The organism is Streptomyces sp. BK340, assembly GCF_007827595.1.
Taxonomy (GTDB): Bacteria; Actinomycetota; Actinomycetes; order Streptomycetales; family Streptomycetaceae; genus Streptomyces.
The window spans coordinates 90,433-114,278 of record NZ_VISR01000020.1; the positions used below are offsets into that span (position 1 = coordinate 90,433).

20 protein-coding genes and 1 pseudogene are annotated in these 23,846 nt (G+C 68.2%); 15 read left to right on the plus strand and 6 right to left on the minus strand.

All coding sequences use genetic code 11. The features are described from left to right. The first annotated feature begins 227 nt into the window (after nt 1–227). On the plus strand, nt 228–1,811 hold the full coding sequence (locus FB157_RS30045) for an ISAzo13 family transposase (protein ID WP_398947505.1): 1,584 nt from the start codon (nt 228–230) through the stop codon (nt 1,809–1,811). 73 nt (nt 1,812–1,884) lie between these two features. Here FB157_RS30045 and FB157_RS30050 read toward each other — a convergent pair whose 3' ends face one another. Continuing rightward, nucleotides 1,885–2,640 (minus strand): transposase family protein, encoded by a 756-nt coding sequence (locus FB157_RS30050; RefSeq protein ID WP_145883881.1) that lies wholly within the window; start codon nt 2,638–2,640, stop codon nt 1,885–1,887. A gap of 247 nt (nt 2,641–2,887) precedes the next feature. On the opposite strand from FB157_RS30050, the gene FB157_RS47525 reads away from it, so the two are divergent. Together FB157_RS47525 and FB157_RS30055 are read left to right on the plus strand one after the other, a co-directional pair. Next, nucleotides 2,888–3,052, plus strand: a complete 165-nt coding sequence (locus FB157_RS47525; RefSeq protein WP_186581751.1) for a hypothetical protein — start codon at nt 2,888–2,890, stop codon at nt 3,050–3,052. Between the two features lie 1,075 nt (nt 3,053–4,127). Continuing rightward, the gene (locus FB157_RS30055; RefSeq protein ID WP_145883797.1) at nt 4,128–6,356 is read left to right on the plus strand and encodes an RICIN domain-containing protein; all 2,229 of its coding nucleotides are present in this window, start codon (nt 4,128–4,130) and stop codon (nt 6,354–6,356) included. 241 nt (nt 6,357–6,597) lie between these two features. Here the strand turns inward: FB157_RS30055 and FB157_RS30060 are convergent, their stop codons facing one another. Further along, entirely contained in the window at nt 6,598–6,837 is a 240-nt protein-coding gene (locus FB157_RS30060; RefSeq protein ID WP_145883798.1) for a hypothetical protein, read from the minus strand. Nucleotides 6,838–6,888: 51 nt separating this feature from the next. Here FB157_RS30060 and FB157_RS30065 point away from each other — a divergent pair, with 51 nt between their 5' ends. The 4 genes from FB157_RS30065 (at nt 6,889) to FB157_RS30085 (ending at nt 13,385) form a co-directional block, all read left to right on the plus strand. After that, on the plus strand, nt 6,889–8,055 hold the full coding sequence (locus tag FB157_RS30065; protein ID WP_261386610.1) for an IS630 family transposase: 1,167 nt from the start codon (nt 6,889–6,891) through the stop codon (nt 8,053–8,055). A gap of 925 nt (nt 8,056–8,980) precedes the next feature. Then, a complete protein-coding gene (locus FB157_RS30070; RefSeq protein WP_315903846.1) occupies nt 8,981–9,559 on the plus strand; it encodes a BlaI/MecI/CopY family transcriptional regulator in 579 nt (192 codons plus the stop codon). A 1,527-nt stretch (nt 9,560–11,086) separates the two neighbouring features. Next, nucleotides 11,087–11,998, plus strand: a complete 912-nt coding sequence (locus FB157_RS30080; RefSeq protein ID WP_145883801.1) for an IS5 family transposase — start codon at nt 11,087–11,089, stop codon at nt 11,996–11,998. A 259-nt stretch (nt 11,999–12,257) separates the two neighbouring features. Then, a complete protein-coding gene (locus FB157_RS30085) occupies nt 12,258–13,385 on the plus strand; it encodes an IS110 family transposase (RefSeq protein WP_261386631.1) in 1,128 nt (375 codons plus the stop codon). 12 nt (nt 13,386–13,397) lie between these two features. On the opposite strand, the gene FB157_RS30090 is transcribed toward FB157_RS30085, so the two are convergent. Beyond that, on the minus strand, nt 13,398–13,820 hold the full coding sequence (locus FB157_RS30090; RefSeq protein ID WP_145883802.1) for a hypothetical protein: 423 nt from the start codon (nt 13,818–13,820) through the stop codon (nt 13,398–13,400). A 436-nt stretch (nt 13,821–14,256) separates the two neighbouring features. Here FB157_RS30090 and FB157_RS30095 point away from each other — a divergent pair, with 436 nt between their 5' ends. Continuing rightward, a complete protein-coding gene (locus tag FB157_RS30095) occupies nt 14,257–16,497 on the plus strand; it encodes a hypothetical protein (protein ID WP_145883803.1) in 2,241 nt (746 codons plus the stop codon). A gap of 342 nt (nt 16,498–16,839) precedes the next feature. Here FB157_RS30095 and FB157_RS49485 read toward each other — a convergent pair. After that, nucleotides 16,840–17,956 (minus strand): annotated as a pseudogene (locus tag FB157_RS49485) (hypothetical protein). A gap of 240 nt (nt 17,957–18,196) precedes the next feature. On the opposite strand from FB157_RS49485, the gene FB157_RS30105 reads away from it, so the two are divergent. Beyond that, a complete protein-coding gene (locus FB157_RS30105; RefSeq protein ID WP_145883804.1) occupies nt 18,197–19,210 on the plus strand; it encodes an NAD-dependent epimerase/dehydratase family protein in 1,014 nt (337 codons plus the stop codon). A gap of 1 nt (nt 19,211) precedes the next feature. On the opposite strand, the gene FB157_RS30110 is transcribed toward FB157_RS30105, so the two are convergent. Together FB157_RS30110 and FB157_RS47530 are read right to left on the minus strand one after the other, a co-directional pair. Continuing rightward, on the minus strand, nt 19,212–20,231 hold the full coding sequence (locus FB157_RS30110) for a DNA-binding protein (RefSeq protein WP_145883805.1): 1,020 nt from the start codon (nt 20,229–20,231) through the stop codon (nt 19,212–19,214). A 162-nt stretch (nt 20,232–20,393) separates the two neighbouring features. Beyond that, complete coding sequence (locus tag FB157_RS47530) at nt 20,394–20,540, minus strand: hypothetical protein (protein ID WP_186581752.1); 147 nt, start codon at nt 20,538–20,540, stop codon at nt 20,394–20,396. A gap of 398 nt (nt 20,541–20,938) precedes the next feature. Between FB157_RS47530 and FB157_RS30115 the strand changes: the two genes are divergently transcribed. The 6 genes from FB157_RS30115 (at nt 20,939) to FB157_RS30135 (ending at nt 23,724) form a co-directional block, all read left to right on the plus strand. Then, nucleotides 20,939–21,388 carry an ATP-binding protein gene (locus FB157_RS30115; protein ID WP_145883806.1) on the plus strand — a complete coding sequence of 150 codons (450 nt, stop codon included), beginning with the start codon at nt 20,939–20,941 and terminating at the stop codon, nt 21,386–21,388. Continuing rightward, the gene (locus FB157_RS30120; protein ID WP_145883807.1) at nt 21,385–21,576 is read left to right on the plus strand and encodes a hypothetical protein; all 192 of its coding nucleotides are present in this window, start codon (nt 21,385–21,387) and stop codon (nt 21,574–21,576) included. The genes FB157_RS30115 and FB157_RS30120 overlap by 4 nt, the downstream gene beginning before the upstream one ends. An 81-nt stretch (nt 21,577–21,657) precedes the next feature. Beyond that, on the plus strand, nt 21,658–22,311 hold the full coding sequence (locus tag FB157_RS30125) for a hypothetical protein (protein ID WP_145883808.1): 654 nt from the start codon (nt 21,658–21,660) through the stop codon (nt 22,309–22,311). Beyond that, nucleotides 22,308–22,928, plus strand: coding sequence for a hypothetical protein (locus FB157_RS47535; protein WP_186581754.1), 621 nt, complete (start codon nt 22,308–22,310; stop codon nt 22,926–22,928). Before FB157_RS30125 ends, FB157_RS47535 begins: the two co-directional genes overlap by 4 nt. Before the next feature lie 137 nt (nt 22,929–23,065). Continuing rightward, on the plus strand, nt 23,066–23,296 hold the full coding sequence (locus FB157_RS30130; RefSeq protein WP_186581755.1) for a hypothetical protein: 231 nt from the start codon (nt 23,066–23,068) through the stop codon (nt 23,294–23,296). Continuing rightward, a complete protein-coding gene (locus FB157_RS30135; protein WP_261386615.1) occupies nt 23,293–23,724 on the plus strand; it encodes a 3'-5' exonuclease in 432 nt (143 codons plus the stop codon). The genes FB157_RS30130 and FB157_RS30135 overlap by 4 nt, the downstream gene beginning before the upstream one ends. Nucleotides 23,725–23,846: the final 122 nt, after the last annotated feature.

Consider the following 23,846-nt stretch of genomic DNA (forward strand, 5'->3'; position numbering starts at 1 on the left):
CCCTGACCAGGCTGGCCGACGCCCGTAACCAGCGCAGTCGGGGCCCGTTACCCCCGACATGGACGAACTCGCCGATCCCCTAAGGGCTCGCAGAGAATCAAGGTGTTGCTTCGCGTGATTCGGCTCGTTGTTGTGATACGAGCGTCTCCGATGAGGCCCGTGGTCAACTCGCTGTGAAGTTCGGGGTGTTGTTCCCGCATCTGGACGAGCGCCAGCGCCGGTTGATGATGGGAGCCGAGGCCCGGATCCTGGGGCACGGCGGTATCCGGGCGGTCGCGAGGGCAGCCCAGGTCAGCGAGACGACGGTCCGCAAAGGCGTGGACGAGCTGGACGCCGGCGACGAACCTCTGGGCCGGGTACGCAGGACCGGTGGTGGTCGGAAGAAGGCCGCGGACCTTGATCCGGGACTGCGGCCCGCGCTGCTGGCACTGGTGGAGCCAGACGAGCGAGGCGATCCGATGTCGCCGCTGCGCTGGACGGTGAAATCGACCAGGAGCCTCGCGGCCGAGCTCACCCGTCAGGGGCACAGGGTGAGCTCGGACACGGTCGGGGACCTGCTGCGTGAGGAGGGCTTCAGCCTGCAGGCCGGCGCCAAGACCATCGAAGGCAAGCAGCACCCCGACCGGGATGCCCAGTTCCGCTACATCAACGAGCAGGCCAGGGAGCACATGGGCGCAGGCCAGCCGGTGATCAGCGTGGACACGAAGAAGAAAGAACTCGTCGGCGACTACAAGAACGCGGGCCACCAGTGGCGGCCAGCCCGTGAGCCGGCCCTGGTCAAGACACACGACTTCCTGGACAGACAGGGACCGGGCAAGGCGATCCCGTGCGGCATCTACGACATCGCCGCGAACACCGGCTGGGTCAGTGTCGGCACGGATCACGACACCGCCGCGTTCGCTGTCGCCTCTATCCGCCGATGGTGGCAAGCCCGCGGCCGGCACGACTACCCGGCCGCGAGACGTCTGCTGATCACCGCGGACGCAGGAGGGTCCAACGGCTACCGCACCCGCGCCTGGAAAACTGAACTCGCAGCCATGGCCGCCGAGACGGGCTTGGAGATCACGGTATGCCACATGCCACCGGGCACCTCGAAGTGGAACAAGATCGAGCACCGGCTGTTCTCCCACATCTCCATGAATTGGCGCGGCCGCCCGCTGACCAGCCACGACGTCATCGTGAACAGCATCGCGGCGACCACCACCCGCACCGGGCTGACAGTCCACGCCGAACTCGACCCGGGCACCTACGACACCGGCATCAAAGTCACTGACAGCGATATTGACGCTCTGCCCATGCACCGGCACCGCTTCCACGGCGACTGGAACTACACCCTCCAACCTCAGCCTTCCGACACCACAAGCGTGGCCAAGAACCCGCGGTCAACTGGGAGCCCGTCACCCCCACCTTGCAGTGGGTGTCTGCGCAGCCCGGAGCTGACCGGCATGCCCGAACCGGTGTTGGACAAGGTCGTCGATCAACTGGACGAGTTACGGGAGCAAGGACGACGCCAAAAGCGAGGAGGCGAACGCATCCGCGCTCGTGGCGCAGGGGCCAAGGACAAGCTGACCACCGCCGCCAGGGTCCTGGCCACCGTGCTCTACCTGCGCAAACTCGGCACCCGAGACCTGCTCGCCCAGCTCTTCGGAGTCAACGGCAGCACCATCACCAGGGCCGTCCGCCAAGTCCAGCCCCTCCTGGCCGAGCACGGCTACACCATTCCATCCTCGGCAGCCAGGTTCCGGACGCCAGCTGATGTCACCGCCTTCCTCGCGAACAGCAGCCCCACAGCGATCAAATCAGCATGTTGATTCTCTGCGAGCCCTAACGAGCTCGTGCACGGTAGGCGGTGAGGTGTCGTGGGCCTCGGCGGGGCTTGGCGTTTCACATTGTTCGCGCCGGGGCCAGGTCGGCGGTCTGTTGGTGGGATAGCAGGGCGGCGACGGCCTGGACGGTGTCGCTCATGTGTTCGCGGCGGCCGAGGTGCCGGGCCAGTGCCCGCCAGTTCTTCAAATGCGCGATGCCGTGCTCGACGCGGATGCGTCGTGAGGAGTGCGCCTTACGTTGCCGCTCGTGCATCTCCTCGTACCAGTCCGGGGCGTTCTTCTTGAACTTGCGATGCGGTGGCGTCACCACGCGCCCGCCGGTCTGGGCGCCCAGACCCTGATAGCCGGCATCCGCGAGGATCTCCAGTGCGGACCCGCCGTCCAGGAGCCTGACCAGTCCTAATTGGCGGGCATGAGTGATGTCTGCGCAGCCGCCGTGCTGAGCCGGGCTGCAGAAGAGGACGCGGCCTTCGCCGTCCGTGACGACCATGGTTTTCACCGCGTTCTGCTTGCTCTTGCCGGAGATGAACTTGTCCCGGTCCTTGCGGCCGGCGGCCGGGCGCCTGACGCGGATCTCGGTTCCGTCGATGATGCCGGTCTTCCCGCTGGTTCCGATGTGGTCGACGACCTCGGCCAGTGTTCGCAGCCGCGCACCTGGGCTGATGGTGCACCCTCGCTCGGCGAGCAGTGGCCGCACCTCGCCGATGGCACGGGTAATGGTGGAGCGGTCCACACCGAACCAGCAGGCCAGCACGTCGTGAGTGACCCCATGGCGCAGATGCACAAGCGTCGCCAGGAGCCGGTCGACGAACACTAGCCGGTGCTTCGCACCCGCGCCCACAGCCCGCTTCCGCGGCCTGGACGCGAGCTTGGCCTGGTGTCGCTCGTGCCACAACGGTCCTACTTCGGCGACGAGTTCAGCGATCACGTCAGCCGACAGGCCGGTGATCCTTCGGTCGCTGATGATCGCTGCACGAGTCGTGCTCCCCATCACCCGACCATGATCGACGATCGAGAACTCGAGGCCTCACCGCCTACCGTGCACCAGCTCGTTAGCGGGCATGCCTGAACTCCACGAACCGCGACTGGCCTTGTTCACCCTCTCGGAAGCACACGCGTTGCTGGACGTCCTCCACCACTTCGGTGCGACCGACCACGACTGGGGAGCGCAAGCGCGGCACTTCGCGGCCGAACTCGCAGCCTGCGTCCCCTCACGCGACGCCTGACACTACGCCGAGGACTCGGGGCTGAAGCTGACCATCTGCGCCGCCGCCAGGATGGTGTGGGCTCGCCGGTCAGCGGCAGCCCAGCAGCCCGCGCGTGCTGAAGGCTGGGGCAGGTGAGCCTCCTGGAACGCGGTGGCGTTTGGCGTCATCCAAGGCGCCCAAGCTAGGCGATCACGGTGGCGGTCAGCCTTCGACTACCTGAATGTGCTGATTCAGCTCCTCGGCAATGCGCGTCGTGCCCCCACGCGCGGGCACGCGCCAGTCCACCTAGATGCCCGCTGCGACGGCGGGCTCCGAGCTGAAGCGGATCAGGTCCGGTGAGGGAAGGAAGGAGTCGCGGAACCAGGCGATGAAGACGGCCGCTTCATCGGCGGTACTGTCCCTGAGGACGACGATGTCGCGGCCTTAGTGGTCGAGCTTGGAAGTCCTTCGGGGGTTGACATCGGAGTCTGCTACGCGTACACGCCGACGCCTCGCGCGCGCAAGCCCGCCCGCAGTGACACCACGACGATGTTGGCCTGTCACCTGGAGTTGGCCTTGGCCTGTCCGGATGGAGCGGCTGAGGATGGGGGCCCAGGCTGCTTCGCCACAAGCAGGGCGTCGCTGCGAGCTGTCCCCTATGCAAAGGTTCCGGTCTTCGAGGCTGCGGCGGGGCCTCCACCCAGGAAGCGCTGCGGTGTCCAGCGTCGTCGCGGGTCACCATGTGGACAAGGCGTCGGCTGCTCGGCGACGCGCGACCAGATGAGGCGCCGACGCGCGGTCATCGTTCTTCGGCCTGTCAAGTCAGCCTGTTGCGAGTGGCGATCGCATCACCGAACGGTGAGTCGGCATTCGCACGCGGCTACGGCATGACGTTCGACCGCCGGTCGCGCGCGGGGCGTGCGCCTGCCGCGCATGTGCTTGGTGTGCGAGCGGCCCTCGCCCGTTCGGGTGATACGGCCCCGGGCGGATGGGTTCCTACCGTGTCAGAGAGGCAGATTCCATCGCCTACCTCCGGGAGGACCTGCTCCCGCACGAGGCTGCCTGTTTCCGGGAGGGAAGCTGCATGGCAGGACGTCCTCGCATGCCCGTAGGTATGCTCATCCCCCTGCTCGGCGCTGTCCTGGCCGCGGTCACCTGCCTGCAGGCGCCGGCCTGGGCTGACACGCCTCCGCCCGCGACAGCCGTCGCTGAGGTGCCGCAGGCCACCCGTCTGGTGGCGCTGAACAAGAGCGGCGAACTGGAAGCGTTCGCCCGTGTCGCCGGCGGCACCGTCTGGCACACCGGCCAGAGGGAACCCGGCGCCGACTGGAGTGACTGGAGCACGTTGGGTGGTGCCGCGGACACCGACCCGGTGGTGGCGACGAACGCGGACGGACGTCTGGAGGTCTTCACCACCCATGGCGGCATCGTCTCCACGATGGCGTCCACAACCACCGGTGACAGCACCTGGAGCACGACGTGGGTGACGCATGGTGGCAGCCTTGCCAATGCGACTGGGGTCACGGTCGCGGCGAACCAGGACGGACGCCTCCAGGTCTTCGGAGCGGGCAAGGACGGCACCCTGAAGTCGATGGTCCAGACGGCGCCCGGCAGCGTGTACGGGGAGAACTGGGACCCCTGGACTTCTATGGACGCCCCCACCGGCGTGAAGCTGGCCGGCCGGCCGGCTGTCGCGATGAACAGCAGCGGGCAGCTGCAGGTGTTCGACTGGGGCAACGACGGCCACTGCTGGACCCGCGTCCAGAACAAGGCGAACACGAAGAACTGGCGCCCCTGGAAGGCTCTTCCGACCCTGAGCGGCGGTGTCCAGAGCTACCCTGCCGTGGCGCGCAACCAGGACGGGCGGCTGCAGGTCTTCGTCCGGGACACGAAAGGCAACGTTTACTACGTCGCGCAGAACAAGGCTGGCCAGCAGCAGTGGGGAAGCTCCTGGACGCAATTGACGGGCCAGGGTACTCCTCTCGGTGGTGTGGCCACCGTTACCGACCTCAACGTGGCCGCCAACGCTGACGGACGTCTGGAGGTCTTCGCGCGCCAGTCCGACAACAGCCTTCTGCACACGATGCAGACCCAGCCCAGCAGCGTCGACTCGTGGAGCACACCAAGCAGTCTTGGCGGCGCGATGACCAACAGCTGGTCCGTTGCGGCCAACCGGGACGGCCGTCTGGAAGCCGTCGCCGTACAGGCAACCGGCGGTCTGGCGCACAGCGCGCAGGAAGAGTCCAACCCGCCCCCCAGCGACAAGTGGGCCGACTGGGAGATCCTCGGCTACGGCCCCGCTCCGTGCGCGGGCACCGGCACGACGGCCTGTCTGAGCGTGGTGAACGTGGCAACAGGCCACGCCCTGGCGCCCGAGGACACCACCGACCCCACCTCGGGGGTCGGTGCCACCCCCGTGAAGAACGGCGTCACCACCCCCCGGCAGCGGTGGTCAATGATCCGGGACAAGAGCGGGTTCTTCCAACTCAAGAACAGGGCCACCAACCGGTGCCTCGATTTCGTCCCGGATCAATACCTTCCTTCTTCCGTCGATTGGGACCGCACTCTCCAAGTGAAGTGCAACACCCGGACCCAACAGCGCTGGTACATCCAACCCTCCATCACACCGGGGGCGTACCTGATCCGGAACGTGGACAACGGCAGATGCCTCACGGAATTCCCCAGCCTGGACAGCACGGGCAACGACAGGGGCGAGCTCCCCAGCGAAACCGATCAATGCAATACCTCAGCGGCTGCCGACCAGTGGCGGCTGAGCATCTCCGGCACCGGCACCGCGCCGGGCCTGAGCGAGCTCGCGACGCGATACGCCCTGGCCTTGTGCGCCCAGGACAACAACTGCGGCTTCACCTGGACCGGCGATGAGAACGCCTACGTCGACCAGCACTCCTGCGTCAACGGCACCTTGACCTACAACGCCACCAAGGCCGAGCAGGAGGTGGAGATCAGCGTCGCCGACAGCGCCGGCTGGGAGAACACTGTCGGCGGTTCCCTGACCGTAGGGTATGAAGCCGGAGTCAGTGTCGAAGTCTTCGAAGCCAAGGTCAGCACGGCCATCGAGGCCCACTACGATCACGCTTGGAACGGCAGCACGACGACGACGGTCGACGGCCACATCAAGATTCCGCCAGGAGAGTACGGCTGGCTGGGAAAAGGCAGAGTCGTCAAGGAAGTCACCGGCACCTGGACCTTCAACCAGAACGAAAGCAACTTCACCTGGACCGAACCCGGGCAGAGCACCGTCCCTGCCGTAGACGGTACCGACGGAGTCAACAGCACCGCTGTCGTCCTCAACAGTTCGAACGTGCCGCCCAACAACTGCTGACTCCCGCAAACGGGACCCGACCAGCGTGAGCCCGGCGGCGGCCGCGCTCGTGTTCAGGGGCTGCAGCCCCTGAACACGAGCGCAGTGCAAAGTGCTACTTCAAACTCCCTTGCGGGCGAATGGCCCTCGACCGGCTGCCGGACGGCTGGAGCGCCAAGGCCCCGGAGATCGCCCACTGAGCTGCCCGCACGGCTGGCCCCGCCCGCGCCCGTCCCCCGGCGCGGCCGGGGCCAGCCGTCGTTCATTGGCTCCACTCGTACGACTCGCCGTCGTCCCCGACGCGGTGCTCATCGCTGAGCAGGTCGTTCAGCTGGCCCTCGATGGGCTCCACCGTGTCGTCCGTGGCCTCATGAGGCGTCTCGGCCGTGAGCCAGGCCTGCGCGCCGGACGGCTGGCCCGGCTCACCGGTGAGCAGCAGCCTGGTGTGTTCCGGCGGTGGGGCACGACCGCCGTCGTGCCGGGCGGGCCGGGGACCGGGCACGGCAAGCTACGGGCTGTCGTGATCCACTTCCTTCGATCGGTCCTCCCCCTCATGCCCGTTGCCCCGGCCCGCCCGATATCTCCGACCGCCTCCGAGCGTGAGCGGCTGAAGAAGATGGCCTACGGCCACAAGACCCAGTACCGGCTGCGTCTGCGGGCACAGGTGGTTCTGCACGCGGCACGTGGACGCTCCAACGCGCGCATCGCTCGGGAGACCGGCCTGCATCTGGACACGGTGCGCAGGTGGCGAGGCCGATTCGCCGAGCAGGGCCTGGCCGGGCTGACCGACCGCCACCGCCCCGGTCGCCCTTCCACGTTCACCGCGCTGCAGACCGCCCAGGTGAAGGCGCTGGCCTGCCAGATACCCGTCGAGACCGGCGTGCCGCTGTCGCGCTGGTCGTGCCCGGAGCTGGCCAGGGAGGCCATCGCCCGGGGCATCGCTACGCTTATGTCAGCCTCCACCGTGCGCCGCTGGCTCGCCGAGGACGCGCTCAAGCCCTGGCAGCACCGCTCATGGATCTTCATCACCGACCCCGACTTCCGCGCGAGGGCCGGGCGCGTCCTGGACCTGTACGCCCGCACCTGGCAGGGCCAACCGCTCGGTGAGGACGAGTACGTGATCAGCGCGGACGAGAAGACCTCCATCCAGGCCCGCTGCCGCTGCCATCCAACCCTCGCCCCCGGCCAGGCCCGCGCGATGCGCGTGAACCACACCTACGGTCGCGGAGGCGCCTTGACGTACCTGGCCGCCTACGACGTCCACTACGCAAAAGTGTTCGGCCGTACCGAGCCCAGGACCGGGATCGTACCGTTCATGACCCTGGTCGCCCAGGTCATGAGCCAGGAGCCCTATGCCAGCGCGAAGCGCGTGTTCTGGATCGTCGACAACGGCTCCTCCCACCGAGGCACGAAGGCCGCCGACCGGCTGATCACCGCGTTCCCGAACGCGGTGATGGTACACACACCCATCCACGCTTCATGGTTGAACCAGGTGGAGATCTACTTCTCCGTCGCCCAGCGCAAGGTCGTCTCGCCCAACGACTTCACCGACCTCGCCCAGGTCGGGGACCGGCTCCGAGCCTTCGAAGACCGCTACAACGCCACGGCACAGCCGTTCCAGTGGAAGTTCACTACCTCCGACCTGGACGATCTGCTGGCCAGGCTCGACCGGCACACCGCCGATCACCCGGAAGAATTCTCTCTCCGCCTCACCGCGTGACCAACCCCCGAAGGACTTCCGGCGCCGACCACTTAGTTGATCAGCGGCTGGAGGTCAACGCCCCGACAGGGTCGTGGACAGCCCCTCCCCGTGGCCACATCAGACCAGGCCGGAAAATCGCATGCGAGTACGGGAAGCACCCACCGACCTCGCCACCGCCCTGCCCCCGTTCACCTCACCCGTCGTCCACATGTTTGCCCTGCCGTGCACTCTGCGCGCCGTAGCCCATGGCCTCATCTCATCTGCCGGCCTGCTGCGCAGCATCCGCCCGCGTGGGCACACAGAGATCTGGGTGGAAATGTTCCACTGAAGGCTGGCTTCAGCCCCCGGACCTCAGGTCCATACCCGTGGAGGCGCAACTGCTCGCCCCACGTTTCTGGGTCAAGTACTTGGCCGCAGAACACACTGCCGCCCCACCCCGCTGCCCTGTCCACCACTTCACCGTCGGCACTGCGGCTGCTCGCACTCGTCCCGGCCACGCACGCCAGTGACCCACGTTGTGCACATCGTCGACATGGACGTGCTCACCCGCCGGGGCGGGAGTTCTCCTTGCCAAACCGCAGAGCTGCTCCGACCAGCTGGTTACCGTGCACGCGCCGGCGGCCTGGCGCCATGGCGGGACAGCGACGAGGTGCCCTGGGACCGTTCGCGCAGCACATCAGGGTGCGGGTTTGCACTGCACGATCCGCGACAAGGGCATCCGGTCGCGCAGCTCCCGCACGCGGGCCTGACATCAAAGTGCTGTTCGCACAGCAAACAATGGGCTTCCCGCCCGTATTATTCGCTGCACCACGCATGGTGCCCGGGTGCCTGACCTGCCGCAACGACCTGCAAAGGGCTTCAGCCCGGGCACGAAACCAAGGGGAGACTGATGTCTGAAAACACGACAGCCGGCACAGAGTTGACTTCGCAGTACACCAGCCAGGTGGCCGGCGACCTCGAACGCAACCTCAAAGAGCAGGAGCGGATCACCGCGGAACTCACCGCACTGCAGCAGCAGTTGGCTGCACTGCAGCATGACCACACCGTGCTGGTGAGCATCCAGCAGGCCATCGGTGTCCCGGCAACAGCCCCTGAGCCTGCCGTCGCCGACAGCACCTCGGTTCCCGCCCCCAGGAAGAAGACGACGAAGGCGTCTGGCACTGGCCAGCCGGCGAAGGCAGCCACTGCACAACGCCCCAGGGCCAAGAAGCAGCCCGGCACGAAGCCCGCCGGCAAGAAGACGGCAGTGAACAGTACGCGGCCCACCCTGGTCAACCTCATCCACAGCCACCTCACCGAGCAGAGCGAACCCCGCTCCGCGGCTGAGGTGGCCGAGGCACTCGGCCACGCGCACCCCGACCGCACCATCGCAACCACGGTCGTGCGCACCACACTCGAAAACCTCGTGGCCAAGAGCCTGGCCCAGCGCGCCAAACAGGGCTCCTCCGTCTTCTACACCGCTGCCCCTGTGCCGGAGCCGACAGCACCCACAGGCGAGGCCGAGCCCGTAACTGCCGGTTAGGCCTCGTGGCTGTTCAGGCCCGTGCCAGCACGCTCGCCTGCCGTCTGGTGCTAGTCAACGCGCCCGGATGCAGGCGTCGCAGCTATCGCTCTGTCGAAGCACCGACGCCTCTTGATCCGGTGCGGGCTGTACCTGGATGAGGTACCGCTCGGTGATCTCGTTTGAGGCAAAGTCGATGGCGGTGTCCGGCCACGGGCATGGATACGCAGCGGGTGGTCGTCCTGGGCCGTGGGGAGGTGACGGGTAACTCTTCGTCGAGGTCGTTCATCAGACCTCGCGCCGTGAGTTGTGCCGGTACCGAGTGCAGTGACACTTCGACGATCTCTTCCCACTCAATGCCTTCTGGCTGCGGGGCTTGCGTGTGGAAGGTGAGGTGTTGTCGACATCGCCGGTGTGAAGGCTGGTGAGGACCATTGCGATGTTGTCTTCGACCTGGACGAGACCGTTGCGCTCGCCGGGCAGTCGGGGGCCTGCCCGCCCTCGTAGACGGGGAGCCCCCCGGCGTTGATCACGTCCAGGGCCGCCGCTAGGAACCTCCTGGAACTGATAGCCACCCTGTCGATGCTGCACCGCCGGCTCGACGGGACCTCAGCCCATGATCTGCGGTGTGGGGCCCGGATCTCACTGACCGGGCCCCACTAGCCAGGAGGAACTGGCACATCGGCACGCGCAAGCCTATGTCCTGGCGCCAGCGATGAGGCCTGGAGACGTGAATGATCACGGACAGATCTGGGAGTCCGGGGCGGTCCCACGCGACGTGCGATCGGAGCGCGGGACCGCCGAGCCCTGCTGTCCTGTAAGAGCCGGGCATAGAAACCATACGAAATCACGCCATCCTTCGCACGTTCATCGGCAGGTCGGGCGGCAGACGATTCGCGGTGGGGACAACTGATCGTGGTGAGTCCGGTCAGCTCACAGCCCCATGCCGACCGGGTACCGCCGGTGGCACGGTCAGCGCCGAACAGCGCGGTGACCTCATCCTGTCGGCGTTCGTACTCAACCGAACAACAAACAGGCTTCGGCCAGCGAAGGGGGTATGTGGAACAACTTCTCAGAGGCTGTTGTCGTTCCGATCTTGAGGGGTGTGGACCGAACGGGAGTTTCGATCGGGTGAGCTAGCCTGTCCGCCGTGAACCACGCCCCCGAGCCGCTGAACTGCCCTGACTGCGGGCGCGTGATGAAGAGCCTGGGCCTTGTCCTGTCTCTCCGCGATGAGGACAAGCAGCGTGTGTGCCGACACGCCTGGAAGTGCCCGGAGGGTCACACCTGGTGGCACTGGGCGGATCGGCCGGCTGAGCCCCTGGATGTCTGCCCCTACTCCCAGCTGTTCCGGCGATGACGGCGACCTGCTGTCGCCTGCCCGCGGCCTTCGGCTCACGAGCTCGGTGGCTGTCGCCGGCCCGATCCTGATCGGTATCGGTCGGCCGGAGTCTCAATCGGGTGACTGCGGCGGCCGGCGCGCATGAGAACAGGGCCTCTTGGTAGCTCAAAGGGTGTCTACGCCAAAAAGCTGTCCAGGAGGCCCTGTTGTCGCAGTTCTACGACATCATGTGGGTGGAGTCCACTTCGATCACCCTTGCGTGTGACTGCCTGGCTCACCGGTTCGGGAACGCCGGCGACCACCCGGTGCGCGAGCGCCGCTACCCGACCGACATGTCGGAGGCGGAGTGGGCGGTGGTGAGACCGTTGCTGCCGGTGCCGGGCTGGCTGCGCGGGCGGGGCGGGCAGCCGGAGGCGTACTGCCACCGCGCGATACTGGACGCGATCCGCTACCTGGTCGACAACGCCGTCAAGTGGCGGGCCATGCCGGCCGACTTCCCGCCGTGGGACCGGGTCTACGCTTTCTTCCGCCGCTGGCGCGACCACGGCATGGTCAAGGAGTTCCACGACCGCCTCCGCCGCAAGGTCCGCGAGCAGGCAGGGCGGGCCCCGGAGCCGAGCGCGGGGGTCATCGACTCACAGTCGGTCAAGGCGGACGCCGTCGTCTGCGCCAGCACCCGCGGCTTCGACGGCGGCAAGCTCATCAACGGCCGCAAGCGGCACGCCGTGGTCGACACCCTCGGCCTCCTGCTCACGGTGATGGTCACCAGCGCGGATGTCGGGGACCGTGCGGCGGCCCAAGTCCTGCTGGCCCAGGTCGCCGCCGCGCATCACCTGCTGGCCCTGGTCTGGGCCGACGGCGGTTACACCGGCAGCCTTGCGGATCTGGACGGCCGGACCCCGCGCACCAGCTTTGAACACCGTCGGATCAACCTCCCACCCGTGCTCGCCGAGCCACTGCGCCAAGACCGCAGAGTCCTCGCTGCTCGCATCGCGCGGCCACTCGTACGTACTGACGGCGTCCCCCACTCCGTGAACGGATCGTCCGGTCGATCCTGCCGCCAGGTACTGACATTGATGCTGATACTCAGGTTCCGGTGGTCGTGGCTCGGGCACTGACTGACGCCCTGCTGGATTGTCCTCAAGCTGTTCTGTCTGACCACCGGGACCTGTTCTCATGGCTCCGGCCGGGCGGAACATGACCTGATAGGAGCCTGGCCGGTAGCCTCGTCAATGTCCTGTCTGCGCCCCCGGCCGGTGCCGTCCACCGGCTGGAAGGCATCATCGGCATGACATCAGCGGTCGCAGCGGACACCGCGGACCAGCACGTGTTGGGCGGGGTCGACTCCCACGCTGACACCCCCTCCACGTCGCAGTCATCAGCGACAACGGCGGCCATCTCGCGGACGCCGAGTTCACCACTACCGCCGCCGGATACGCGGCGGCCCTGGCCTTCCTGAACGCCCACGGCCAGGTGATCGCGATCGGCGTGGAAGGCACCTCGTCCTACGGAGCCGGCTTCACCAGCGCCGCGCGCTCACATGGGCACCTGGTCGTCGAGGTCAACCGGCCCGACCGGGCCGAACGCCGCCGCGTCGGAAAGTCCGACCCCATCGACGCCTACGCCGCCGCCCGCGCGGCCTTGTCCGGACGGGCCTCCAGCACCCCGAAGGACGACACCGTCGCCGGCATACGCGCCTTGCACAACGCCGCCCGCTCCGCCGTCAAGGCCCGGACCGCCGCCCTCAACCAGATCACCCACATCCTCTTCACCGGGCCCGAAACCATCCGCGCCAGATTCAGGCACCTCACAGGGACGGACCGCACCGATGCCCTGGCACGGCTGCGGCCGGTTGGGGACGCGGTCCACGTCGCTGTCCTCTCCGCGCTCAAGAGCCTCGCCCGGCGCGTCAAGGAACTGACCGCCGAGCACGAAGAGCTGACCCGGGCCCTGGACAGCGAGGTCACAGCCTGCAATCCCGGTCTGCGGGCTGCCTACGGGGTCGGCCCCGACACCGCCGCCCAGCTGCTGATCACGGCGGGCGGCAACCCCGGGCGCATGCGGACCGAGGCCTCCTTTGCCGCCCTATGCGGAGCCGCACCGGTCCCCGCCTCCAGCGGCAAAACCAACCGGCACCGCCTTTCCCGGGGCGGTGACCGGGACGCGAACGCGGCCCTCTACCGCATTGCCCTGGTCCGCATGGCCGGAGACTCCCGCACCCGCGAGTACGTCGCTCGTCAGACCGCCGCCGGCCGGACGAAGAAGGAGATCATCCGGCTCTTGAAACGGGCCATCGTCCGGGAGATGTTCCGCTGCCTGACCACCACGGTCACCGTCCCGGACATCGCGGACCTGCGGCCCCTACGGCAGTCCAAGAACATCACGCTCACCGCCGCCGCCCGCCACTTCGGACTCTGGCCGACCGCCATCTCCAACCTGGAACGCGGCCTTCGCCGCGACGACGAGCTCGCCAGCACCTACCGGAACTGGCTCAACGCCGCTTGATCACACGCGAGGTCACACCACGTCCGGCACGTTCGGCCGCCGACGGCCCTCGGCGGAGACACCCGCGAGCCGACCAGCGCGAACGAAGTCGCCGTACTCGTCCTGGACGACGCCCTCGTTGACCCACTGGCCCCGCTCGGCTCCGGCACGCTGCTCGGCAATCTGCAGCGCGGCCAGCGGGTCCTCAGCCGTGCCCAGGAGCAGGCCGAACTCGCTGGCCTCGTCGTCTGGATCGAACGGCGGGAACTCGCCCAAGTCCAAGAAGCTCTCGCTGCCGACATCCTCGACTGCGTGGAGATAGACCTCAAACGGCCCCTTCGTCGCACAAACCTCGACATAGCGCACACCAGGCCGCTCGGCCGAGCCGCACGGCCCAAGGAACTGCTCGACCGAACGACCCCGCCGCAAGGCCCCAAGAATGAACGACTCCGCCAAGTACCGCACCCGGCCACAATAAGGCGCTCAGCCCGCCCTCAGGGCTTGACGATCAATAGGAGCATCAGCCCCGTCTAGGTGCTTTCGGATCGGTGCCCGCCTGTGACTGGTCGCGGTAGTTGTCACCTGGTCGCGCAGACCGTCACCACCCCTCGACCAACTGGTGACAAATAGCGTGACCAGCGCGAGGCGTAGCAGCAGCTCGCGGTGCGTTCTCGGTGACAACTACCGCGACCAGTCACACCGTTCTGGGTCAACTCGTGCCGCGCTCGGCGGTGACAGTGGGAGGCTTGGCGTCGTGAATTCGAGGAGATATCTCGGGCAGGCCGCTATGGAGGCCGCTGTCCTTCCCTCCCGGGCGGCCTACCTGATTGCGGCCGGCAGCGAGGCCGGGTTCCGGATCGCGGTGATGCAAGCCAGCATTCGGTGGGGCGGTATGACCGAGCCCATCGTCGAGGCCTCGACATCGGGTCTGTCCGAGCAGCACGAGCAGGCCGTCCGAATCGCTGGCGTCGAGGCGCTCGTCAATGTCGATGCTGATCCTCTGGCTGCTGAGGAGATCGCGGAGAGTCTGAGGCTGCCCGTCGTCGCGCTGGCGGACATGCGGAAATACGCGGTGGCGTTCACCTGCTCCCCGGACGGGGTCAGGGAGTTCACGGATCGGTCGTATCCTCCGATCGCGGCGAGCCTCGATGGGCCGCTGTGGCAGTTGGCTGTGGCCGGCGGCGTGGACCCGGGCCAGCGTGAGCATGCCCGGGTCAGTGAGCGACAGGACGAGTTCGGCCGATACCAGCTGCAGAGCGACACCAGGATCCAGGGCACGGTCGACCAGTTCGGCGAGTACCGGAGCACCACCCCGGGGCACACGCCGCTGGTCCTGTGGGTCGCCGAGGAAGACGGGTTGGCGGACAGCCTCGACTTCTGGAACACCCGAGCCCTGCGGCCGGTGGACACGATCGACATGCCGATGCTCCTACTGCCCGGCGCCAATGTGGTCAGGCACTGGCTGGATTTCCCCAAGCAGGTGGCGCATCTCCTCGCGTCCCGCCCGGGCCGGTTCGCTCCCGACGTCGCCCTCGTCAGCCGCTCGGCATCGCCGGGGCAACTACGGGAACTTGCCTCTGCGCTCGGCTTGGACGCCACCAACGAGGAGCCGCGGGCCGGAGTGCGCATCCCCGCACCGCCCGCTCGAACCGCCCCGTTCACCTTCCGGACGGACCTGGACCCGTGGGACTGGGTGACCCTCGAACGCCACTACGGAGTCCCGACGTCCTTCGACGTGCAGGTCTTCGCCGACGGGCCGAGCACTCTGCGCTTCGCCCAGCCCGTCCGGTTCAACGGGCACGCCGGGGCCCTCGTGAGGTTCTGGGGTGAGCCCCTGCTCGGCCTGCCCGCACGCCCGTCCATCGCCCGGCTCGTCCACCCCGACGCCCAGTGGCGGGACGGCAAGCTGCAGCTCGCGTTCCTCCCCATCAGCCATCAGCTGGCCGTCCAGATGACGTTCCCCCTGCTACCGCAGGCCACCGAGCAGCTGCTGGACGACGTAACCGTCACGCACCAGCTGTCCTCGGCCGGCCGCCTGGGCGCGGCCCTGACCGAGCGCGCCGACAGCTCCGCGCTGCTCGAGCCGGGTATCTACGAGGCGGCCATCGCCCTGACCACACCGCGGTCCAAGGAGCTGATGAAAAGGCTGCAGGAGCTGCGGGCCGACGGCAGCCCGGACGCCGACCTCGCCGAACTGGCCGCCGCGTGGGGCGGCCGGTCCGAACGCCGCTATCTGCCCGCCAACAAACTGCCCAACGTACGGGCGGAGGACCAGGCGGCTGCGCTGGAACGACTGTGCGCCCTCGGCTGGGCCGAGCGCGGCCTGGAGAGCACCTGCCCCTCGTGCGCCAGCCGCTCCTTCGTGCCGCTCAACCAGACCAGCGGCTCCCCTCGGTGCCCCGGCTGCGGAGCCGTGTCCGCGTACCAGTCCGGCAGCGTGCCGCCCGCCGTGCACTACCGGCTCGACAGCTTCACCGACCGAGCCAGTGACAACGGCCTGCTGCCGCATCTGCTCGTCATCGCCGAGCTGTGCCGACGCAAGCCCCGCTCCCACTTCCTCCCCGGCACCGACGTCACCTTCGGCGACGGCCGCCAGGAGGAGGTGGACATCTTCGGGATCTGGGACGGGAAGGTCCTCTCCGGGGAGGTGAAGACCTCAGCCTCGGAGTTCGACGAGGCACAGCTCCGACGGGACGTCGCGCTGAGCCAGCGGCTCGGAGCCGACGTCCACCTGCTCGCCTCGGTCACCCCGGTCGGACAGGAAGTCCGGGACACCGCGCGAGAACTGTGCGAAGCGGTTGGGCTGGAGCTGGAGGTCCTGGACCAAGCCGCCCTTCGCCCGCCCGCCCACAAGGCGGCTCCCGCGACCGCCGCCGACGGCCTCGGCTGGCTGCGCACCGCGACCGCCGACCTGGCCTCGCTGATGGAGAAGGGCAGGCCCATCAACCGCGGCCAGGTGGCGCAGATCCTCAAGACCGCGTCCGGCGGCGGCGCCCCGGTCCTCGGCCACATCGAGGCCCTCTCATGGGCGCTGAGCGAGCACGGGGACGGGGCCGCGGAGCTGCTGCGCGGCCTTCTCGACGCCCTCGACACCACGATCCGCGAGCACGACGCCGCCAAACAGAAGGAGTAGAGCCCGCTCGGCGGCTACCAACCGCCGAGCGGGCGCAGGCCAGCCGGATGGCACAGGTACAACCCTCGCATAGCACGCCGCCATGGCCGCGAGGCGCTACCACCCAGAGCTAGTGCATCCGTTCAAATCAGCCAGTTGACGGCCTGGGGGGGGACGATTCGCGTGACCACCCCGGTCTGGTAACAACTGTCTCGACCAACTGGTGACAGATAGCGTCACCAGCGCAAGGCGAAGCCGCAGCTCGCGGCGCGTTCTCGGTGACAACTACCGCGACCAGTCACGCCGCCAGCCCTACGAACGTCAGAGCCTTCGACCGGGGCTTCGAAGACTGAGCCGCCAGCCTCAATCAGCGCCCGGTGACGCGATCAACCGGTTGGTCAGCTCCACCGTGGCGAGGTACCACCAGAAGATCCAGTCCAGAAACGCTTCGTCATAGTCGCCGCGCTGGTCTGCCTTGCGGTGGCGCAGATTGTAGCGGTTGGCAACTTCGAACAGGGCGCCTTCGTCAGGCTTGCCAACCTGGTCTTTGATCAGGGTGCGGCGTTCCTCGAGGATACCCGCGAGGGTGACGATCGCCGATCGCTTGCTCTCGGCTGTCGTGTCGCGTCCCCGGAAGAGCGCGATGGCGTGGCGGATCCGGGGGGTGACGCCCGGGGCGCTCGTTGAGTGCGCGGTGCACCAGTGTGCGACGGGCGTCGTCGGTGATGGCGACCAAGCGCCCGAGATCCTCGCCTTCGGCGGCGAGTTCGTACTCGATGCCGGCCTCACGCAGCAGCTGGTTGACCTTCCACCGGTACAAGAGGCGTGCCGGGCCGTTGTGGAACTCCGAGTGGTGCCACCCGCACATGTTCCAGTCGTGGAAACGGCGCATGCGGGGGCGGCTGACCAGGTCGTGGAACACCTCGCTCAGGCCGTAGAAGGTGTCCTCGTTCCACGTCTCCGGGGCCAGGGGCCGCAGGTGAGGGATGCCGAGGCGCCGGCCGATCACCTCGGAGGCCTCCGGAGATCATGGGGGTCGTCGACGCATTCCTCGCCGAACACTTCGACGGGGTAGCCGTTGTCGGCGAACTCGTTGATGATTCGTGCGAAGTTCGCGCCGGGTGTCCCGTGGCGTGCTGCCGTCGTGCGAGAGGTCGCTGCGACCAGTAGGGCCGGGGGCGGCCGCGTGCCTGATCTCGGCTGCACGGCTGACGAGCTCGGTGAACCACTCCCGCTGGTCTGCCCCGGTCCGCCTGCCCCAGCCGGGGGTGGTTGTTGCCCAGGGGTCGTCCGTGGGCACAGTGTGGTTGGGCAGGTCCTCGAAGTCGGCAACCGCCGTGGTGCCGGCCAGGGCCTCCCTCATGAGCCATATCGCCCGGCCCTCCCAAGAGGAGCGCGAGGACCGAAGGATGCGCTGGCCCTCGGACACGAACAGCGTTGCGGGCCGGAGGAGTTCGTAGTTACTCAGGTCCGGACTCACCGCAACATCATCACCCATCAGTGATGTGTCCCAGCCCCGAGTGACGGATTCCCTATCAGTCCCCGATGAGCTGCTCGAACTGCGGACATCCGACGGCATGCCACTCCCTGACGAGGATCTCCCCGTCAACGACCACGACTTCCGCGTGCCATGGCAGGCACTCGTGGCACACCTGAGTCGCCAACCCCTACAGCGAGCCACCCTTCCGTCCGTATGGTCCGGCACGGCAGGATCCATCTCATGAGACTTCTGGTCATGGGCGGGACGTGGTTTCTGGGCAAGCACATCGCGGAGGGCGCACTGGCGCGGGGATGGGAGGTCACCACCTTCAACCGGGGGCTCTCCGGCCGCGACGTGGATGGCGTGGAGGCTGTCCACGGGGACCGGACGAACCGCATCGACTTGGAGCGCCTTGCCTGGCAAGGACCGTGGGACGCAGTGATCGACACATCGAGCTCCGAACTCCCGCCGCGTGACGTCCTGGCGGCCGCGACCGCACTACGCCCGGCCGCCCGTCGATGGGTGCACATCTCCACCGTGTCCGTGTACGAGGGATGGCCGCACCAGCCGCTCTCCGACACGTCGCCGCTGCTCGAATGCCCGCCGGACGCCGATGAGTCGTACGGCTACACCGGTGCGGACGGCTCACCCACCCAGTACGGATTCCAGAAGGCCGGCGGGGAGCGCGCCGTGACGGAAGTGTTCGGTGGCGCCGCTGTGTTGCTGCGCCCGGGCGTGATCCTGGGCCCCGGTGAGTACGTCGGCCGACTGCCGTGGTGGCTGGAGCGTGCCAAGCGGGGCGGCCGCATCCTCGCCCCCGCCCCGGCCGAACAGCGCATCCAACCTGTTGACGTGCGTGACGTGGCGCGGTTCGCCCTCGACCAGGCGGCTGGCTCGGCGAGCGGCGGTTTCAACGTCACTCACCCCGAGGGCATCACGTTCCGCAGCTTTCTCGAGGCGTGCCTTGCTGAGACGGGCGGTGCCGGGGCACCGGCGTGGGTCGATCCCGCGGTGCTGATCGAGCAGGGCGTGAAGCAGTGGACGGAGCTGCCCCTGTGGCGCACTCATGCCGGAGTGTGGGCTGTCGACTCCAGCCGCGCCGTGGCGATGGGGCTTCAGTGCCGGCCGCTCGCCGAAACGGTCCGGGACACGTGGCGGTGGTGGGCCGGGGACGGGCGTCCCGTGGACCACCCGCGGTGGGCGGAGCACGGGATCGCCCCGGAGAAGGAAGCGAAGATGCTCGCCTCTCTGTAGGTCAGCTCTCGATCGCGAGGAACCCGATGCGCGGGCCGATGCGGTGCGGCGGGGAGACGCGGTTGAAGTCCTCGATCCGCTCCACCAGCGCTGTGGGGACATGGGCGCCGTGGTACTCGGGCCGGGCCAGGTGCTGCCGGATGCGGGCCGTACGGACGACGATGCCCGTCTGACGGTGCTCCGCCGGGACGTCCCACACCGGACGCAGGGCTTCGGCCGCGCCGTCCACGTCGTCGGCCAGGAGGCGTGCGAGCGCGAGGTCCGCGGCCGCTCCCGCCCGCACGTGGGCCGACTGCTCCTCACTCGGGCGCTGCCCGATGAGTTCCAGGGCGCGCCGCGCATCGGCTTCGGCCTGTACGGCGTCGCCGATGAGCAGGGCCGTGGTGCTGGTGGACATGGCCAGCCGTTCTAGGGGGAAGGCGAACTCACCGCCTACCCCGTCGTGCAGGTCGTCCCGGCGGTCCTGGCCGTCCTGCGCGGACAGCAGGATCGCTTGCCGGGCTGAGGTCACGTCGCCAAGGTGCGCGTGCGCCCGGGCTTTGATGGCCTGATGCCGCCGCTGAGCCATGTCCCCGAGGCCACCGTAGGACAGAGCGCGGGTGGCCTTCGCTAGAGCGTCGGTGGGGTTGCCCGTGTGGTACGCGATGTAGGCCAAGGTGCCGTCGGCGAAGGCCTGGAGCGGTGTGAATCGGGTGGTTTCGCCGAACACGGCGGCCGTACGCGCCAGGCTGCGGGCGCTTGGGAAGTACCCGAGATCGAACGCGGCGACCGAGAGAAGGGCGGCGGTCTGCCCGTTCAGGATCATGAGTTCTTGCTGCTGGACGGGAACCTGCGTCCGATCCCGCTGACGCTCGATCGTCAGGCGCAGCCTGTCGGCTTCTTCGTAGGACTCGCCTGGTGACTTCAGGTGGTACCGCTGAGCGATGGCTGTCACCTGGTCTCGCAGTTCATCGATGGTGTTGTCGGAGATGGACGCTGAAGCAGTCGCGTCGGCGCCCTCAAGGGCTTCTTCTGCGGTCATTCCAACTCGCTCTTCCAGGTCATTCGCGGGTGCCTGGGGATCGTTCTGCGGTGGCGGCCCGAACAGCTGGTGAGCTGTGTATTCCGGCCACATCGTCTCAAGAATTCGGCAGGTGGCAGGGCCGGGCAACGTTCGTAACCTGCCGCCGGTCCACCGCCGGAACTACGACTCGCCGCAGGTCGGGTTGTTGGGGCTGTTCCCGAACAGCCGGACACCGACCTCGATGAACCGCTCCTCGAACTGGCGGTAGACAAGTCTGTCCCGATCACACAGCCACGCGAGCAGCGTTCTCGGCTCAGCAGTTCTCATACCGCCCCCAGTCCGCGGCGCCGCAGTCAGCCGGCCTACGAATCGATCCCTTCTCCGGGAAGGGGATACCGCCGTTGCTCGCCGCGGCAACCCAGCCCGCACAGAAGCCACTTCAAAGCTACCCCGAGGCCACCTGTGTCGCCTGGAAGTGACGGAGAGGCCACGTGGCAGGCCATGGCGAGGCCACGTGCAGTGGGTGAACTCTGATCGCCTACTTCGCTGAGAGTGCACAACCGAGCACAGAAACTGGGAGTCTCCCCGTGAACCCTCCAACGCAGCAGCCCGCTTTATGCATAAGAGGCGTGGAGACTCCCACGCCCGAGGCCTGGGTGTGTCCCCCTCCCGGTGCCGAGAACGCCGCAGCCGCCGGACACCCGGTGCACTCCGCCCTGGTCCTTGTGTCTCTCGAACCGGATTACCCCAGCTTCAAGTGGGAAACCAGGCTGGTGGCGAATGAGGCGGCTGGCGCCAACGCTCGGTTCAGGGCACGTCCTCGGCTGACGGTGGCCGGCTGGCCTGGGGATGTGGACGTGGCCGCTCGCATCGCCGACAAGCTCGTGAGTAACGCGGCCGCACACGGCAAGCCCTTCGGCAACGGCTGTGTCGCCTTGCGGCTGACGGTGCTCCCGAAGACGGAAGACCTCCTGATCGAGGTGGACGACGCAGATCCCGTCTTCCCCAATTTCGATGCGGTGAACTCCGACGCTCACCCCGCAGGCAGCGGCCTGGGCTGGGTGAAGAGATCTGGGGCCCACCTGTTCTGGGAGGAGAAGCGGGACGCCGGTGACGCGGTCGTCGGCAAGACGGTCAAGGCACTCGTTCCTCTGGCCAAGGAGGCAGCAGCATGAGCCTCATGCGGCCCCGCGACCCGGTATCCGCAGCCCTGGGCACGTTGTGGGCGGCCGGCCACGTCGCCGCCATCACCCTGCTCGGCATCCAGGTGTACGACGACACCGCCGGCCCCCAGGCGGCCGCGGCCGCGCCGGACACCCCACTGCCCTGCCCCGATCTGCCGTCCGAGCTGGGCGACGTATAGACCGGCGTCGGCCGTGGGCGCTCCCCCCGTCGTTCATGGCCGACGCCCTCCTCTTCCACCCCGTCACCGACAGAGAGAGTCATGTCCGAACTCCTCATGCACAAGGGCCGTCCCGTCCCCTACATCACCGCGTGGAGCGGCGAGCAGGTACTGCAGCCGCCCGTCATCGTCGTGGGCGGAGGCATCGCCTATGCCGGCCCCACGCCGGGTCGCGGATCTGCCGGGCTGCTGTGGAAGCCCTGGGCAATCAATCAGGGGGTAGGAGAACCGCTCTGGAAAGTCGTGCACGGACCGCGGCAGCGCCGCGCCATGCGGAAGTTCCTGTGCCAGGTGTGCGGCGGACCGGCGGACCGCGACAAGCGGGGATGGCTGTGGCTGCTGGAAGACCACCGGGACGAAGGACCGAAGTGGCCCCATGGGGAGATGACCGTGCACCCGCCGGTGTGCCGTTCATGCGCACCCGTCGCCGCCCGCCTGTGCCCGCATCTGCGGCGCGAGGGAGTCGTACCGGTACGGGTCGGCGACGTCATCCTCGACGCCGTCTACGGACAGCGCTTCTACACCGGCCCGCTCGGGCTGGTGGGCGGGGAGATGGACGTGTTCCTCATGACCAGCTGGCGCGCACGATGGGTGGTCGGGGGCCAGCTGGCCGCCTCGCTCGCCCGGTGCACGGTCCTGGACCCGGCCGAGGTCGGCATCGAGACCCCGGCGCCCCGAGAGGCGGTAGGCCGATGACCGCCGCCGTGGCGTCGGCCGCATCGGTGCAGATCAACGTCGACCTGATACGGCGCACGTACAGCACCGTGCTGGGCGAGCCCCGGATCGGCCGCCCGGACCTGGGAAGCGACGAGCAGCGTGCGCACCTGGCGGGGCTCCTCCGCGGTCAACTCCGGGTGCTTGTCCTGAACATCGAAGGCCAGGTCACCGTACTGCGCGGGGAGACTCGTCACACCGCCATGCACGTCATCACCCGTGCACGTGAGGCCTTGGCCGTGGGCTTCGCCGACGCCCGAGATCCCGAACACCTCCACGACCTGGCAACCCTCACCCGATCGCTCCTCACCCTGCACGATCTGGCCGCGCGATCCCTGCCTCTTTCCACCGCGCCAAGTGGCTCAGGCCAGCAATTGCTTCCGCCTCAGCTCGTTGGCGCAACGGGCCCCCTGACAGAGCGACACAGCGCCAGACCCCCGCACCGTCCCGGCGTGAGTGACCCTCCCGGGGCGGTGCAGGATGCCAGGCCGCCGGTCGTCGGCTCTCCGCGTTGCCCTGCCACCGCATCCGCCGCACACCTCGCCGGCCAGGACGCCCCCGAGGCACGGACTGTACGCCTGTCGACGTCGACGCGTTGACGGCCCTCGCCGCATAGACCCCGTCCGGCGGTCCGGTTGCCCTCTCCCCTCCACCTGGGCCCGGACCGTCGGACGGCTCCACCCACCCATCCCCCGACATGGAGAGTGCCTTGCTCACAGCACCGACATTCCGGGCTATGCCGGACTTGGCGATCGTCGATCGTGCGGCCCGCTCCCTCGGGGCTGTTGGTGCCGTTGAGGACAGCGACCGTGCCATCGTCGTGGAGGGATTGGACGGGCCGCCCCGCTACTACCTGCAGCACGGGTTCGGCTACCAGTGCCACGCCCGTGAGCACCCCCACCTGTACCGCCAGCACGGCCGGGCCCGCATCGGCTGGGAGGCGGAGATCGGAACCGGCCCCGCATGATCTTCAGTACCTGGCCCGCGCTGCTTGTCCTCGATGTCGAGGGCAACGGCACTGCTCCGCCCGACCTCGTTGAGGTGGCCGCCCTGCCGATCCGGGACGGCCGCCCCGACAAGACCACCGCGAGGGCGTGGCTGACCCGCCCGAACCGGCCCGTCACGCAGTGGGCGACCCGGGTGCACGGCCTGTCCAACAGCGACTTGGCGGACAAGCCCGCCTGGTCGGAGATCGCCGAGGAGGTGCACGGCTTCCTCGGGACCGCCTGGATCTGCGCGCACAACGCCGACACGGACTACCGCGTGGTCTTGGCCCGCCTGCCGTCGTGGCAGCCGGCCGGAGTGCTGGCACTCTTCGCCTGGCCAGAAAGGCCTTCCCGGGCCTGGACGGCTACAGCCTGGATGACCTCATCAAGCACATCCAGCCCGACCTGAGCGAGGCCCCCGCGCAGCGGCACCGGGCCACCTTCGACGCGTACGCCACGGCCCAGCTCCTCATCGCCATGGCCTCCCGATACGAGACCTGGGACCAGCTGGTCGCCGCGGCCGTGCCGCCC

What these genes read in the sequence shown, in the direction of transcription:
- FB157_RS30045 (WP_398947505.1), top strand. Translation starts at nt 228, where the DNA reads ATGGGAGCCGAGGCCCGGATCCTGGGGCACGGCGGTATCCGGGCGGTC.
- FB157_RS47525 (WP_186581751.1), top strand. Translation starts at nt 2,888, where the DNA reads ATGCCTGAACTCCACGAACCGCGACTGGCCTTGTTCACCCTCTCGGAA.
- FB157_RS30055 (WP_145883797.1), top strand. Translation starts at nt 4,128, where the DNA reads ATGCTCATCCCCCTGCTCGGCGCTGTCCTGGCCGCGGTCACCTGCCTG.
- FB157_RS30065 (WP_261386610.1), top strand. Translation starts at nt 6,889, where the DNA reads ATGCCCGTTGCCCCGGCCCGCCCGATATCTCCGACCGCCTCCGAGCGT.
- FB157_RS30095 (WP_145883803.1), top strand. Translation starts at nt 14,257, where the DNA reads ATGACCGAGCCCATCGTCGAGGCCTCGACATCGGGTCTGTCCGAGCAG.
- FB157_RS30105 (WP_145883804.1), top strand. Translation starts at nt 18,197, where the DNA reads ATGAGACTTCTGGTCATGGGCGGGACGTGGTTTCTGGGCAAGCACATC.
- FB157_RS30110 (WP_145883805.1), bottom strand. Translation starts at nt 20,231, where the DNA reads ATGACCGCAGAAGAAGCCCTTGAGGGCGCCGACGCGACTGCTTCAGCG.
- FB157_RS47530 (WP_186581752.1), bottom strand. Translation starts at nt 20,540, where the DNA reads ATGAGAACTGCTGAGCCGAGAACGCTGCTCGCGTGGCTGTGTGATCGG.
- FB157_RS30120 (WP_145883807.1), top strand. Translation starts at nt 21,385, where the DNA reads ATGAGCCTCATGCGGCCCCGCGACCCGGTATCCGCAGCCCTGGGCACG.
- FB157_RS30125 (WP_145883808.1), top strand. Translation starts at nt 21,658, where the DNA reads ATGTCCGAACTCCTCATGCACAAGGGCCGTCCCGTCCCCTACATCACC.
- FB157_RS47535 (WP_186581754.1), top strand. Translation starts at nt 22,308, where the DNA reads ATGACCGCCGCCGTGGCGTCGGCCGCATCGGTGCAGATCAACGTCGAC.
- FB157_RS30130 (WP_186581755.1), top strand. Translation starts at nt 23,066, where the DNA reads ATGCCGGACTTGGCGATCGTCGATCGTGCGGCCCGCTCCCTCGGGGCT.
- FB157_RS30135 (WP_261386615.1), top strand. Translation starts at nt 23,293, where the DNA reads ATGATCTTCAGTACCTGGCCCGCGCTGCTTGTCCTCGATGTCGAGGGC.